A 14022-nucleotide genomic window follows, 5' to 3' on the forward strand; every position below is an offset into this window, starting at 1 on the left:
TTAGTTGGCGTTCGTGCCGCGAGCGATTAGGTACACCATGTCGGTCTCTTTGACATTTGAAACCTTGGTACTACCTGTGGTCACAACGCCTGGATTCCACGTACACTCGATGATGAAGTTCGTGGCGGCGTTGGCTTTCGTACCATTCCAACCGTCCAGATCGGCTTTTTGGAATGTGTGATATCGATAGAGCGGGCGAGCGTTTTTCTGGACACTTTTATAAGTACCGTACGTTGGATCATTTGCCTCAAGCTCTTTAGCCAACGCGCCTGTCCCGTCCGCGGAGTTAATAAAAGTAAACGCAATCGGGGTGCCCTTCTTACTCCATGAGTAGGTGCGGTTGAGCCCGTCGAGGCCGACCACATCGCCCCTCGGGGCCGACGGGTCGTTGACCTTCACGCGGTATACGTTGATTGTCAGCCCCGTGATATTCGTGGTATTGGCAACCTGCAGCTCAAACGCCTGGCCAGCGCCGGGGTCATCGTCATTGTCGCTCTGCACGCAAAACGCGCGTCGGACGGTCACCGTGCCGTCAGCGTTCTTTGCATCGCCTCGCGACTCGTCATACGAAATCTCGATGGGCTCAATGGTCGTCTGGTTGGGACCCAGCACCTTAAGCTGTGCCGGTGTTTGAATTTTTCCCACCGTAGACAGGCTTTTGCTTCCCACAAACCACGAAAGTGACAGACCGACGATGAGAACGATTGCCGCCAAGAGCACCAAGACCGCAAGGGCTTGTGCGCGATGGCTTTCTATCCATTTGTGGGCGTCGTCGAGGCGCGTTTGCATGGTACTCATGAGCTTACGCCCTCCTGAGCGCTCATTCTAAGTTGGATGTATTTGACCTTATCGCCAATCTGCTCGTCCGCATTGTTGTACAGCGCCGAGCAGATGGCGGTATCGCTGGAGGTCATGCTGGTCGAAACCGTAGGAGCGCTGGCGGCCTCCTTGCCACCTGCTGCGCCGAAGAAGTAGTTCACTTTGTTCTTGTTCATATCCGCTTGCAGGGCGACGTAGTCAGGATTCTTGCCGTCCGTCGGCGCCGCAAACAGATTCTTGTAGTAATTCGTGTTGCCCGTAAGGACAAAGTTTTGGAAGTACTCCGGCCATACCCAGTACAGATTGATAGTGACGGACTTGTTCGTTGGCTTGGTCACATCGCCGTTTTCGCAAAATTCGCTCTTGTGAATCTCGATCTTGCTATCAACCACGCGGTCCGAGTAATAGCCGTTCTTGCAGCTCGTAAAGAACAGCAAGTGGCCTTTTACCAGGCTGAGCAGCGTACTCGCATCATCCGACAGATTGCCATCAGCTTCCTCATAGATATTGCCCTTGGCCTTAAGTATGCGGGACAGGTTGATCGTGATATCGCCGAGGTTATCCGTGTGCGGCGTCACCGTAAACGTAATCTTGCCGCGAGCACCCGGGTACAGAGAGCCCGCAGTCTCGTTGTTCAGGTTGGAGCCGAGCGTCACGGTCATGCCATCGGCCGTATCCAGGCCGGCGATAGCATGCTTTTCCTCGGCCGTGCGCTCGTAATAGCCCACGTGCGCGTCAGGTTTGCCCTCGCCCGCGGCAGTTAGGGTGTACCGATCCGCCTTCGCCCCGATCGTACTCCCCGTGGCGCTCACCCGATTGTTCGCGGCAAACCAGGCCAGGCACGCAAAGATAGCGACGATGGCGGCCAGCACAAACAGACCACTCACTAGGAAATCCTTCCAGAAATCCTTGAGGGTCCGCACGTGCTCGTCGGCAGCTTGACGGTACTCGGCCGCTGTCTTGTGCCGCTGGAGCTCGCTATGTCGGTCCATGCCACTCATTGCTTACGTTTGCCCTGCTTGCAGGCGTGCCATCCTTTCGGCTTGGTCGTGCTCAATCCATTGCTCGCAGGTAGAGAATTCAGGCAGAATACAACACCGTACGATAAGGTAAAAGAATAGCATTGACCTGCGGTTCGTTCCATAACGCAAGCCTTAATGGTGTCTTAAAAGTCGAGCCCTTGGTGTAAAGTAACCTGACCCCCTTGCACCAATCTGTAGCACCGGGCAGCGGACGCACGACGCACCGTCCCCTTAACACCCCAACGCGCGCACGGGTATCACGTAGATACCGTCCTCGACCTCGCGGGCGTACTCACCCACCCCCACAATCACGGCCATAAACTCCGGTTCGCGTGTGCGTGAACGAGGATTTCCACAGACCTTCTTGCGAACGCGCTTGAGGCTCTCGACGCCGGCGCTCGCCTTATCTTCGCTCACCTTAATCTCAAAGGCGGCCCACCGTCCATCGGCTAGTTGCACGATGGCATCGCATTCAAGGCCCGAATCGTCGCGATAATAGCGCACGGGCGTACTATCCAGCAGGTCGAGCGACCGTGCGTAGACCGAAAGGTCGCGTATGACCAAATTCTCAAACACCAGACCAAATGTCTGCCAGTCGGCAAGCAGCGCCTGCAAGGACATACCCAGCAAGGCGCAGGCAAGGCTCGGATCTGCCAGATAGCGCTTGGGTTTGACGGTAAAGCGTCGTTTGTCGCGCGCGGCGGGAACCCAACCGGGGACCTCCTCGAGAATGAACATGCCTTTGAGGGCATCCAGGTACCTGCGCACCTTGGTCTCGTCGGCAAACGCTGCGGGTTCCTCCTCGGCACCGAACATATCCATAAGAATCGTTTTATACGTGGTCGCCTGTCCCAGATTGCGCGCGATCGATGCGGAGACTCGACGAGCAATATCGGGGTCGAGACCAACCGCCGGGAAGCTGCTCGAAAACGTAGTGTTGAGATATTCGCGGGCGATGAGCTGGGCGTCAGCCGAAACCATATCGATCGCCTCGGGCCAGCCGCCGCGGCAAGCGGCTTCGACAAGCCCCGGCGTATCGCCATCGCACCGGCAGGGCTCAAAACGATGCTCAAACAAGCCCGCCAGGCTCACCTTGCCGTTGGACTCACCTGTCTCGGCAAGCGTCATGGGGTGCATGCGGACGCGGCCGATGCGGCCGGCTCCACTATGCGCGGGCGCCTCCGCCTTTGAGCCAAACGCAGGCGTGGCAGAACCCGTGAGGATATAGGCGCCGCGCGTAGTCCGGGCACGGTCGACCTCATGTCTAACGTAGTCCCAAATCTGGGGAACGCGCTGCCACTCATCGATAATATGTGGACGGTCTCCCAGCAACATCATCGCCGGGTCGGCACGCGCGAGGTCGAGATTCTCGTCGACATACGAGACGGACGCCCCGTGCTCAAGCGCGGCCCACGTCTTGCCACACCACTTGGTGCCTGCAATCTCGACCGCGCCAAAGACACGAAGGTAGCGTTCGATTTGCGAATCCACGATACGTGGGATGTATCCGTCCCGATGTAGCCTCTCGCCCGCCATGAGCCACCCCCGCAGATTTCCAGGTCCTGCTTTCTGATCCTTCTATTCCACTGTAGCAAATTCGGATTTTTGGGTGGTTGCGATTCGAATTTTCATGTTCATATAATTCGGATTTTCATGTTCTAAAGATTCGGATTTTCTGAACCCGCTGGTCAGGGGCGCTCTTATTGGCAAAAGGGCGGGGAGCACCGATACGGCACTCCCTGCCCACTCAACCGTGCGCGCATTGTTCGCGCAACGGTTCGTACGTCCATTCAAACTTTGCCTCATCTTAACCTCATCTTTGCTTCATTTGAGGTGAAGATGAGGTTAAGGGCGCGTTTAAGCTCGCCTGCCTCCTCGCACAAAACCGGGGCGGGACCTGCTGCGCTTGCAGGCCCCGCCCCGGTTGACACCCGACGGGATGCAGTCGGCCCAGGCGGATCCGTGCTACCGCCCCCCGCCTGGCCGCGATGTTCAACTACAGCTCGTTGGCCGCGTGATATGCCGTGCGAATGGCGCTCGCAATGTCGGCGGTGCGCTCGCCCGAGCAGTCGCCCACGCAGGTCACGGGCACCGTCACGCCGTCCAGGTCAAACGCATTGGCCTTGGAACCCACGGCCATCACCACGTAATCGCAGGCGATCTTCACCGGCTCCTCGGCGCCGTCCTCGGTGGTGCGAATGGCCTCCACGCCCTCGTCGGTAATGGCGGTCAGGCGGGTCCTCACGTGCTGCTCCACGTTGTGCCCGGCAAAGTCGCTCATAATCAGCGGCAGAATGGTCTCGGACTCGCCCGCGGCAATCTTGTCGAGCATCTCGACGATCGCCACCTCGCAGCCGTGCTGCAGCAGATACTCGGCAGTCTCGGTGCCCACCAGGCCACCGCCAATGACGGCGACGCGGCCGCTGAGCTCCACCTTGCCGGCCAGCACGTCCCAGCTCGAGACGACCTTCTCCGAGTCGGCACCCGGAACGGGGATGACCACGTCGTGCGCGCCCACGGCCACAATCGCGGCGTCGGCGGCGTTGAGGTCCTCAGCGGCAGCGGCATAGTTGAGCTCAACCTTCACGCCCAGGCCAGGCAGAATCTTCTCGTAGTACTCGACCGAGCGCATGATCTCGTCCTTGCGCGGAGGCGCGGCCGCCAGCACAATCTGGCCGCCCAGATGATCGCTCGCCTCGTAGACGGTCACATCGTAGCCGCGCTTGGCCGCCACGCGCGCGGCCTCCAGGCCGGCAATACCGCCGCCCACCACGGCGATCTTCTTGTCGCCCTCGCCCGGCTTGATGGCGATGGTCGCCTCGTCGCCGTTCTCGGCATTGAGCACGCACGAGATGTACTTGCGGTTTTGAATCGCGTCGACGCAGCCCTTGTTGCAGTTGAGGCATTCGCGGATGGGCTCACCCGTGGCGGCCTTCAGCGCAATGTCGGGGTCGCACATGAGCGAGCGGCCATAGGCGATGATGTCGGCCGCGCCGTCTTCCAGAATCTTCTCGCCGGCCTCGACCGAAACCACGCGGCCGACGGTTGCCACCGGCACGGAGACCAGGGCCTTGACGCGCTCGGCAACAGGCAGCGTCCAGTTGTAGGGCATGGCGCCCATGGGCGGAATGGTGTCGCCCATGTTGCCGGTGTGGTTTGCCTGCGCGACCTGGATCATATCGATGCCCGCGCCCTCGAGCAGCTTGGCAAACTCGCAGGCCTCATCGGGCAGCAGGCCGCCCTTGCCGCGCGGCGTGCCGTCGGGGTTCTCCATAATCACGGGGAGCTTGTACTCCACCATCAACTGCGGTGCGGCTTTCTTAATGGCGGCGACGACCTCCAGCGCGTAGCGGGCGCGGTTCTCGAACGAGCCGCCGTACTCGTCGGTGCGCTGGTTGAGGATGGCCGAGCACAGCGAACCCACCAGACGATCGCCGTGGACCTCGATGGCGTCGATGCCGGCCTGCTGCGCGCGGGCAGCCGAGGCAGCGATGGCCTCCTTGATCTGGGTGAGCTGCTCCACACTCGCCTCGTTCACAAAGTGCTGCATATCGTGGTGCAGCTTGGCGTAGGCCTGCTTGCGGATCTCGCTGGACTCGGCCATCTTGGCGGCAAAGGTCTCCTCGTCGCCGGCGGCCTTGGCCTCCTGCGCGGCCTTGGCGGCAGCCATGGAACCCATGACCATGCGGCCGACCCCGGGCACGTCGTACTCGGGGTGGAACAGCTGCAGCGCAACCTTGGCCCCGTGCTTGTGGACGGCGTCGGCCAGCGCCTTAAACGTGGGGATCTGGGCGTCGGCTGCCAGCTTGGGCGTGGGGCTTGCGGTCATGACGGGAGCGACGTCGCCGATGACGATGTAGCTCACGCCGCCACGGGCCAGGCGCTCGTAAAAGGCCAGGCTGCGCTCGCCGATGGAACCGTCGCGCTCCTCGTAGCCAGTGGTCAGCGGCGGGAACATAATGCGGTTCTTAAGCTCAAGGGGGCCAACCGTAATGGGCTGGAGCAGCTTGGATGCAGGTGCGGTCATGGACATTCCTCTCTTGTAGGCGCGGCGGCGATGGTGCCGCGTAGTTGTCTAGAGGATATGGCATGGGAGTACAGCAGCACAACGGAAATCGGCGGATAGCAGGTAACGGCAGGTAGATGGGGCGGGGCAGCCCGTCGGTTTGTCTCGATCTGTAACAGTTACTCAGCAAAACCGGGTCTTACTGTTACAGATCGAGACAAACCAAAACCGTCCCGGCGGAAAATCTCAATCTGTAACATCTAGGCCCACTTTTGACCCCTACTTGTTACAGATCGAGACAAACCAAACCCGCCTGCTAGAACATCTAAATCTGTAACAGCTACCCGGCAAAATCCGTCCCTCGTGTCACAGATTCAGATAAACGGAGCCCGGCTGCCGAAAAATCTCGTTCTGTAACATCTATCGGCCAAAAACGGCCCCACGTGTTACAGATCAAGACATTCCCCTCAGCCCATCCTCAACAATCTCAATCCGTAACATCTAGGCCCGCTTTTGACCCCTACCCGTTACAGATTGAGATTTTGTTTGAGATTTGCCGAGGGACTATATCCACGCGTCATCGAAGCCACTGCGACAGAGGTGCGACATTACTGCGACAGAGGTGCGAAATAGATCGACCACCTTACCTTATCGTGTAGAACTGTTTTGGGTCGTTATGGGATGAGCCGTGCCATTCGAGCAGCCCGTCTTCCTCAATTAACTTACCAAGCACCCGGCTTGCTGTGCGGCGATTTCTCCCGATGTGCGCTGCAAGCTCCCTTGCTGTCACCCTTCCGTTCGCAAAGGCCAACCTGATGGCGGCGAGCTCATACTCCCCCAATGAGGCGATCACCTCCGGTGATACCTTGTCCTCGAGAGCCTCGCTTCTCCTTACGGTTCTGGCAACGATATTGTTCTCAAGCGTTAGCTGAACCCTTGCCCCATCAGGTTCCGTGTAGACCGGATCATTGAGCAGAGAGTTTTGCATCTCGGTATAAATGCGCTTGACGCCCTCGTTTAGCTCCCGAACCCAACCAAATTCAACCAGCGTGCGCGCGATGCGTGGGTTGCGCGAGTAACGAGTGGTCCTCATGTTGTCGAGCGTCACGATATTGGGAAGCGCGCCTGGACTGATGATTTCCAAACGGTCGTCGAACATCGAGACCCGGATGTAGTCGCCGCGGAACGAGTAGTCGCGATGTGTCACCGCGTTGACCAAGCCCTCGAACCAGGCGAACTCAGGATACTCAGGCACGGTCTGGAATTTCCCGTCGGGCCCCAGGAACTGAAATTCGCGGAGCATGCTCGAGGTGAGTTCGTAGGCGTCTTGGATCACCTTAGGCAGCGGCCCACAGAAGCTTCGTTCTTTCGTGATGTTGAGACGCTCGCCCGTCTCCATTTTGACGCCGTCGTAGCGCAGGACACGGACTCGCGCCTGTGGCATCATCGCGGACGGATCCAGCGCGAATAGCAGGGCTCCAGCAACGGTCAGCTTTTCGTCACGCATAAAACGACGACTTCTAAGGACCTGCTCGTCGGAAACTTCGGTTCCAAGAATCCCTTTGTAGCGATCAAGCACTTCATGGTCCACGTCATCTAGGGAGGAATCCTCAACAAGCTCGTCCTCGAAGATTCTCTGCCCCTTATCGTACTCGAGGGCAAATACCTGTTCGCGGCTGAGCCTCACGCTCTTGTCGTCCTGCCGCAAGAAAACCTCGCCGTCGCTCACGCGAGCAACAGAGTGGTTGGTCGAGGCATCGATGTCCAAAACGAGAACGAAGTCCTCCTCGCCCGAAGAATTGACCACGGGGATTCGGTCTTTGCGGACAATAGGGGTTGGCGTGCAAGTCGTGAGCGCAGCGCGCTCGAATTTCTCAATGTCGCGCGCGCCGTTACGCTTGAAGCCCGTTACCTCACCATTATCCTCGATACCGATAACGAGCTTGCCTCCCGCCGAGTTGGCGAATGCACTAATATGCTTCGCAATCTCCTTGTCATCCTTGCGGGCGCTCTTTCGATCGAAATATTGATTCTCCCTGAGGGTGGAAAAAAGAATCACATCGTTTGTCGCGATGGGTTGCTGCATTGCCGCCTCCTTACATGGCTCCATAAAGAAGTGTAAGTCAAAGGCATCGTATAGACGGCCCCTACATAGCGGCCCCCTTTATTGTTTTTAAGACGTCACTGTTTCTAGTTAAGGATCGTTAAGGGTCGTCGCAGCTCCTTCCAATTGGAGTCTATCAATCGACAAGTCAATCCATCCGGCCCGTGATTATCGATAGCCCGTCCGCCTCACATAATAAAAAGAGTCAAGATTCACTCATAAAGGAGAGCAACAACAAAATCTCAACCTGTAACAGCTACTCGGCAAAATCCGTCCCTCGTGTTACAGATTTAGACAAACGAGGGCCGGCTGCCGGAAAATCTCGATCTGTAACATCTAACCGTCCAAATCGGGTCTACGCGTTACAGATCGAGATTTTGTTTGAGAGGTTGAAAACCGTGCCGAAAACATGGTCGTCAGATAACAAAAAAGCTCGCCGGCTAGGCCGACGAGCTGCAAGTTCTTGGTCGCGGGGGCAGGATTTGAACCTACGACCTCCGGGTTATGAGCCCGGCGAGCTACCAGACTGCTCCACCCCGCAATGTCTGGGCGCCTCATGTGCGCAAGAAAGAATATTAAGCGGGAGTTCGGTAAACGGCAAGGAAAATCTCGTAGAGCATAATTCCTTCATATTTAAAACCCCTCAGCCAGTATCACCGTCAACGGATCACAGCCGAGCGCCGTCGACGGCGCGTATACAATGGTGCGCGTCCTTTTATGCCAACACCGGGAGTAGACATGCTGCTCGCTATCGATATGGGAAACACGCAGACGGCCATGGGCCTGTTTGACGGAAACGAGCTGGTGCAGTCGTGGCGTATGCCCACCGACCGCTCCTATACCGCCGACGAGATCCACGTGCGGCTGATGGGCTTCTTTAAGATGTACGACCTCTCGCTCGGCGCGGTCGACGCGATCGCCTTTGCCGGCGTGGTGCCGCAGCTCTCGCGCGAATGGCACGCCGTGGCCGACCGCATTGCCGCGGACGCCATCGTCATCGGGCCACAGACGGCCGCGGTGACCAAACTGCGCGCAGCGCGCCCCCAGGCCGTTGGTGCCGACCGCATCGCCAACGCCGTCGCGGCTGAGACCTTCTACGGCGCGCCGGCGATCGTGGTGGACTTTGGCACCGCAACCAATATCGATGTCATCGACGAGGACGGCTATTACATTGGCGGAGCGATCGCACCGGGCATCCGCATCTCCATGGACGCGCTTGCCGCCCGTGCCGCCAAGCTCGCCAGCGTGCCGCTCGAGGCGCCCGAGCACGCCATCGGCCGCGATACCGAGGAGTGCATCAAGGTCGGCGCCGTGGTGGGCGCCGCCGCCATGGCCGAGGGCTTGGTCGCGCGCATGAAGCGCGAGCTGGGGCGCGAGGACGCCACCGTTATCGCCACGGGCGGCCTCGCTAGCATCGTCGCCGATTCGACCGACGCCTTCGACGTGGTCGACGGACAGCTCACCATCAAAGGCATCTGCGAAATCTACCGCCGCATGCAGGAACTGGGATAGAGCAGGGGCTTAAGTCGAGCACGCCCGATGCCACAGCCCCCGAAAACGTTCGCCAAGCCTATTCCTCAAAACTGAAATATTTTCAATTATGAGGAATAGAGATTCCTCGAATACGCCCAGCACAGCGATATCGTGCATGTTTCCTATTCCTCAAAAATGAAAAATATTCAATTTTGAGGAATAGAATTAAGATGTCGCCCCGCAGTCACACGAAAGCCCTCCCCGGAGCAATCCGAGGAGAGCTTCTGTTGTCATCGTCATCTTTGAGCGCGGACATCTCTCGTTACAGCCCGCGAATCCGCACAGCCTCGGGCGGAAACTCCTGCTCGCCAGCGTCGGTCTTAATGGTCGCGCGGCCCCAGATGTCCAGGCCCGCAAACACGCCGACCGCAAGCGGCAGGCCGCTGGGCGACACCGCCGCGACCTGACGGCCCAGCAGCGGCACCATGTCGAAGTACTCACCCAGCACCGGGGCCAGCGGGCCGGCAGCGCCCTGTGGTGTGTTGGCGGCAACCGCCCAGGCGTCAACGCGAGCGAGCACCGCCGCGGCCAGTGCCTCGACCAGCGCTGCGTCAGCCACGTCCACGCCGAGCTCGCCCAGCGCCGCACGCTCAACATCCACCGTCACCGCGGCAAACATGCCCGCGGCACCGACACCGCCGTTGACGGCGACGCGCGCGAGCGACGTCTCAAACGCAGGCGCGCCGCACACGATGTCACTCGGCCATTGGATGCCCACTTTGCCGGCAAGCCCCAGACCCGGCGTTGCGGCCGTGCCCGCAAACGCGTCCATCATGCCCATTGCGGCCACAAACGGCAGGCCGTGGAAGGCGTGCATATTCACATCCGGACGCACAACCAGCGAAAACGTCAGCGAAGCGTCGCCCGCGCTCCACGCGCACCAGCCCGCGGACATGCCCTCGCGGCCCGCGTCACGCGCCGCGTCGAGCTCGGCACCGGCGGCAACAGCATTCATCTCGATCATCTACATACGCCCCAATTCGCCAACGATATGGCCCACGCGATCCTCGGGCTCCTTGACCTCGACGCCGTTGTAGCGGAAGAACCGCGCCGGGTCGTGCATCAGATCCTCGAGCGGCACCAGCACAAAGTCTCGCTCGCCGATCAGCGGATGCGGCAGGCGCAGCTTCTTGCCGCCGTGGGTCTCGCCGTCCATCCACAGCAGGTCCAAGTCGATGGTGCGCGGGCCGTTTGCCTTGGCCTTTTTGGAGCGGTCACGGCCCAGCTCGGCCTCAATCTTCATGAGCTCGTCAAGCAGCACCAGCGGAGCCAGCTCGGTCTTGATCTCGATGATGGCGTTGGCAAACGTGTCCTGGCGTGTCTCGTAAGCCGGCTCGCTCTCGTAGATGCGCGAACAGTTGGACACACAGGTGAGCGGAATCTCGGCAATCATGTTGCGCGCGGCGCGGATGTTGTCGCAACGATGCCCCAGGTTGGAACCCACGGCCACAAACGCACGACGCGGTTGCGGCTCGGCGACAGCCCAGTAACCGTTCAGGAACTGCGCAAAGCCAGCGACGTCGTGCACGCGCACGATGTTGGCGCCGGCCTGGATGGCGCCCAGGCACACACCAAACGTGGCGGCATCGCGCGCGGCGGCCTGGGTCACGCCCGAGACGGCACCCACAAAGCGCTTGCGCGACACGGCGCACATGAGCGGATAGCCCAGCGACGCCATCTTGGCGGTCTCGCGCTGGATGACGATGTCTTCGTTGGCCGTCTTGCCAAAGCCCGGGCCGGGATCGATGCAGATACGGTCGCGCGACACGCCGGCATGGATGAGCGTGCGGGCCTGGTCGGACAGAAAGCCCATGACGCGGCGCATGATGGGCGCAGAATCGGGCAGGGTAAAGCGGCGGAGCTGCGAAGTGGGCACATAGGCTTCCTCACGGCGGGCACTGCGGCGCATCATGGCGGCCAGGTGGTCGCTGGGCTCTGGTGCGGCTTCGGTAGCTGCGGGCACGGTCTCGGGCGCAGCGGCGGCAGGGGCAGCCTGCTCGGCAGCCGGCGTCTCTGGCTCGGACTCGGGCGCGGGCTCCGATTCGCCAAGCGGCAGCGAGGGCTGCACCACACCGCCCGGAAGCTTGGCTTCAACCTTGGGCTCGCCCAGCAACTTGCCGCGACGGCGACGGGCCGGCTTCTCGGCCTCGCGCGCGGCCTCGACAGCCGCTTCGCGTGCCTTCTCGGCAACAAACGCCGCAGCCGAGGTATCGAGCTGCACCGTCGCGTGCGTGCGTGCGGGTGCGGCAACCTCGCCGGCGTGCATTACGATAACGCCGCAGGTGCTCGTCTTAACGAACTCAACCATCTTGGGATCGGTGAAGCCCGTCACGTCGTTGACAATCGAAGCACCACAGCGCACCGCCGCCTTGGCAACCGCCACATGACGCGTATCGATCGAGACGATGGCACCCTCTTTGGCGAGCGCGCGCACGACGGGCAGCACGCGACGCGCCTCCTCGTCGGGGTTGACCGGGGTAAAGCCGGGGCGCGTGGACTCACCGCCCACGTCGATGATGTCGGCGCCGGCATCGAGCATCGCCAGGCCGTACTCGATAGCGGCATCCTGGTCAAAGTGCTCACCGCCGTCGCTAAACGAATCGGGCGTCACGTTGAGGACGCCCATGATACGCGGACGGTCAAAGCTGAGCTCGTACTTTCCGCACCGCCATGTCTTGCTGTCGTTCGCCATGAACATCCTCCTAAAATGCCCACGTCGCCGCGCTCGGGCACAGGCGGCGGGGTCGCTTTGCAATCAGTCTTTCTATTGTATCCGCGCGCGCGGGCTAGAATGCAAACGCGGCCGCGATGTCGCAAGAAATCAGCAGGTCGGCATTTGCATCCTGATCGGTGGGCGCCAAATTGCAAATGGCCAGCGCATCGCCAGTAAAGTAACGCGTGAGACCCGCCGCCGGATACACTACGAGCGAGGTTCCGCCCACGACGAGTGCGTCGGATGCGGCGATAGCAGCAACGGCGCCGGTAAGCACACGCTCATCGAGCGGTTCTTCGTAGAGGACCACATCGGGCTTGATGCGACCGCCGCACGCAGGGCACACGGGCACGCCCGCGGCATCCTCGTGCTCGCGCGCGCAAATCCATTCGGCGCTGTAGACCGCGCCGCACGTCTGGCAGATATTGCGGTGGACCGAGCCATGCAGCTCAAACACGTGCCGTGAACCAGCCGCCCGATGCAGGCCATCGATGTTTTGAGTCACCACGGCGTCGAGCTTGCCGGCGCGCTCCAGCTCCGCCAGCTTGGCGTGGCAGTGGTTGGGCTTGGCGCCCAGCGCGATCATCTTGGTCCGGTAGAAGTCGAAAAACTCCGCCGGATGCGTCTCGTAAAAGCTGTGCGAGAGCATAGTCTCGGGCGGATAGGAAAACCGCTGGTGATACAGACCGTCCACGCTGCGGAAATCGGGAATGCCGCTTGCCGTGGAAACGCCCGCGCCGCCAAAGAAGACCACGTGGCTATGGGTTTCGAACAGCTCCGCCAGCGCGGCGGAGGCCTGTTTGGGGTCCGATATTGTCTGCGTCATATATGTCCTCCGCCCGTGTCTCCGGGACGGCGGCGATCGCGCTATCACTCGCGGACTCCGCCCCGCCCCTGTTGCGCTAATCTTAAGCCTGCCAACCCCGTCGAAAGGACACCATGTCTCAGACTTACACGTTCGCCTCGTGGAACGTCAACGGCCTGCGCGCCGTGCTCAAAAAAGACCCGAGCTTTATCCAGATCGCACAGGAGCTCAATGTCGATATCCTGGCGCTGCAAGAGACCAAGCTGCAGGAGGACCAGGTCGATATCGATCTGCCCGGCTATCACCAAACCTGGAGCTACGCCCAGCGCAAGGGCTACTCGGGCACCGCGGTCTTTAGCCGCAAGGAGCCGCTGCGCGTGCTGCGCGCCGATGCACTGCTGCCCTACGCCAGCGAGGGCGAGGCGGCCGAGCTCGTCGCCCAAGCCGCAACCGAGGGCCGCGTCTGCGCGCTCGAGTTCGACAAGTTTTGGTTTGTCGACGTCTATACGCCCAACGCCCAAAACGAGCTCGCGCGCATCGATGTACGCATGGCCTGGGACGATGCCTATCGCGGCTTTTTGAGCGCGCTTGAGCGCGAAACCGGCAAGCCCGTCGTAACCTGCGGCGACTTTAACGTGGCTCACGAGGAGATCGACCTTAAGAACCCCAAGTCCAACCGCGGCAACGCAGGCTTTTCGGACGAGGAGCGCGGCAAGTTTACCGAGCTGCTCGACGCCGGCTTTACCGACACCTGGCGCGCGGCCAATCCAGACGTCGAGGGCGTCTACAGCTGGTGGAGCTACCGCTTTAATGCCCGCAAGAACAACGCAGGCTGGCGCATCGACTACTTCCTGATAAGTGACGCAATCGCCGGCAACGTACGCGACACCGGCATCCGCGGCGACATCTTCGGCAGCGACCACTGCCCCGTCACCCTCGCCCTGGAGCTCTAACCCCCCAAATGATCCCCCGGGGGCAGAGGAAAACGGATCGCTTTGGCTCTCCGAGGGCATCCACGCG

Annotated in this window: 10 protein-coding genes and 1 tRNA gene; 2 read left to right on the forward strand and 9 right to left on the reverse strand. The window is 60.6% G+C overall.

Annotated features, from left to right (window positions below):
- From SFLMC1_RS00110 to SFLMC1_RS00135, 6 genes are all read right to left on the reverse strand, one after another.
- Positions 1 to 798 carry a hypothetical protein gene (locus SFLMC1_RS00110; protein WP_152074468.1) on the reverse strand — a complete coding sequence of 266 codons (798 nt, stop codon included), beginning with the start codon at positions 796 to 798 and terminating at the stop codon, positions 1 to 3.
- Positions 795 to 1811, reverse strand: coding sequence for a hypothetical protein (locus SFLMC1_RS00115; protein WP_152074467.1), 1017 nt, complete (start codon positions 1809 to 1811; stop codon positions 795 to 797). Before SFLMC1_RS00115 ends, SFLMC1_RS00110 begins: the two co-directional genes overlap by 4 nt.
- A 261-nt stretch (positions 1812 to 2072) precedes the next feature.
- Positions 2073 to 3377 carry an ATP-binding protein gene (locus SFLMC1_RS00120; protein WP_152074466.1) on the reverse strand — a complete coding sequence of 435 codons (1305 nt, stop codon included), beginning with the start codon at positions 3375 to 3377 and terminating at the stop codon, positions 2073 to 2075.
- A 460-nt stretch (positions 3378 to 3837) separates the two neighbouring features.
- A complete protein-coding gene (gene bilR / locus SFLMC1_RS00125) occupies positions 3838 to 5868 on the reverse strand; it encodes a bilirubin reductase, long form (RefSeq protein ID WP_226814279.1) in 2031 nt (676 codons plus the stop codon).
- A gap of 622 nt (positions 5869 to 6490) precedes the next feature.
- Positions 6491 to 7933, reverse strand: a complete 1443-nt coding sequence (locus tag SFLMC1_RS00130) for an RNA-binding domain-containing protein (RefSeq protein WP_152074464.1) — start codon at positions 7931 to 7933, stop codon at positions 6491 to 6493.
- Positions 7934 to 8415: 482 nt separating this feature from the next.
- A tRNA-Met gene (locus SFLMC1_RS00135) sits at positions 8416 to 8492 on the reverse strand.
- Between the two features lie 197 nt (positions 8493 to 8689).
- Between SFLMC1_RS00135 and SFLMC1_RS00140 the strand changes: the two genes are divergently transcribed.
- Entirely contained in the window at positions 8690 to 9463 is a 774-nt protein-coding gene (locus SFLMC1_RS00140) for a type III pantothenate kinase (protein ID WP_152074463.1), read from the forward strand.
- Positions 9464 to 9746: 283 nt separating this feature from the next.
- Here the strand turns inward: SFLMC1_RS00140 and SFLMC1_RS00145 are convergent, their stop codons facing one another.
- From SFLMC1_RS00145 to SFLMC1_RS00155, 3 genes are all read right to left on the reverse strand, one after another.
- The gene (locus tag SFLMC1_RS00145; RefSeq protein WP_152074462.1) at positions 9747 to 10448 is read right to left on the reverse strand and encodes a hypothetical protein; all 702 of its coding nucleotides are present in this window, start codon (positions 10446 to 10448) and stop codon (positions 9747 to 9749) included.
- Positions 10449 to 12176, reverse strand: coding sequence for a dihydropteroate synthase (gene folP, locus SFLMC1_RS00150; protein ID WP_152074461.1), 1728 nt, complete (start codon positions 12174 to 12176; stop codon positions 10449 to 10451).
- Positions 12177 to 12270: 94 nt separating this feature from the next.
- Positions 12271 to 13023 carry an NAD-dependent protein deacylase gene (locus SFLMC1_RS00155; RefSeq protein ID WP_152074460.1) on the reverse strand — a complete coding sequence of 251 codons (753 nt, stop codon included), beginning with the start codon at positions 13021 to 13023 and terminating at the stop codon, positions 12271 to 12273.
- Positions 13024 to 13136: 113 nt separating this feature from the next.
- On the opposite strand from SFLMC1_RS00155, the gene SFLMC1_RS00160 reads away from it, so the two are divergent.
- Positions 13137 to 13955 carry an exodeoxyribonuclease III gene (locus SFLMC1_RS00160; protein WP_152074459.1) on the forward strand — a complete coding sequence of 273 codons (819 nt, stop codon included), beginning with the start codon at positions 13137 to 13139 and terminating at the stop codon, positions 13953 to 13955.
- Positions 13956 to 14022 lie beyond the last annotated feature (67 nt).

The organism is Collinsella aerofaciens (assembly GCF_901212495.1).
GTDB classification, from domain to species: Bacteria; Actinomycetota; Coriobacteriia; order Coriobacteriales; family Coriobacteriaceae; genus Collinsella; species Collinsella aerofaciens_H.

What these genes read in the sequence shown, in the direction of transcription:
- folP (WP_152074461.1), bottom strand. Translation starts at nt 12,176, where the DNA reads ATGGCGAACGACAGCAAGACATGGCGGTGCGGAAAGTACGAGCTCAGC.
- SFLMC1_RS00160 (WP_152074459.1), top strand. Translation starts at nt 13,137, where the DNA reads ATGTCTCAGACTTACACGTTCGCCTCGTGGAACGTCAACGGCCTGCGC.
- SFLMC1_RS00155 (WP_152074460.1), bottom strand. Translation starts at nt 13,023, where the DNA reads ATGACGCAGACAATATCGGACCCCAAACAGGCCTCCGCCGCGCTGGCG.
- SFLMC1_RS00120 (WP_152074466.1), bottom strand. Translation starts at nt 3,377, where the DNA reads ATGGCGGGCGAGAGGCTACATCGGGACGGATACATCCCACGTATCGTG.
- SFLMC1_RS00115 (WP_152074467.1), bottom strand. Translation starts at nt 1,811, where the DNA reads ATGGACCGACATAGCGAGCTCCAGCGGCACAAGACAGCGGCCGAGTAC.
- SFLMC1_RS00140 (WP_152074463.1), top strand. Translation starts at nt 8,690, where the DNA reads ATGCTGCTCGCTATCGATATGGGAAACACGCAGACGGCCATGGGCCTG.
- SFLMC1_RS00110 (WP_152074468.1), bottom strand. Translation starts at nt 798, where the DNA reads ATGAGTACCATGCAAACGCGCCTCGACGACGCCCACAAATGGATAGAA.
- bilR (WP_226814279.1), bottom strand. Translation starts at nt 5,868, where the DNA reads ATGACCGCACCTGCATCCAAGCTGCTCCAGCCCATTACGGTTGGCCCC.
- SFLMC1_RS00145 (WP_152074462.1), bottom strand. Translation starts at nt 10,448, where the DNA reads ATGATCGAGATGAATGCTGTTGCCGCCGGTGCCGAGCTCGACGCGGCG.
- SFLMC1_RS00130 (WP_152074464.1), bottom strand. Translation starts at nt 7,933, where the DNA reads ATGCAGCAACCCATCGCGACAAACGATGTGATTCTTTTTTCCACCCTC.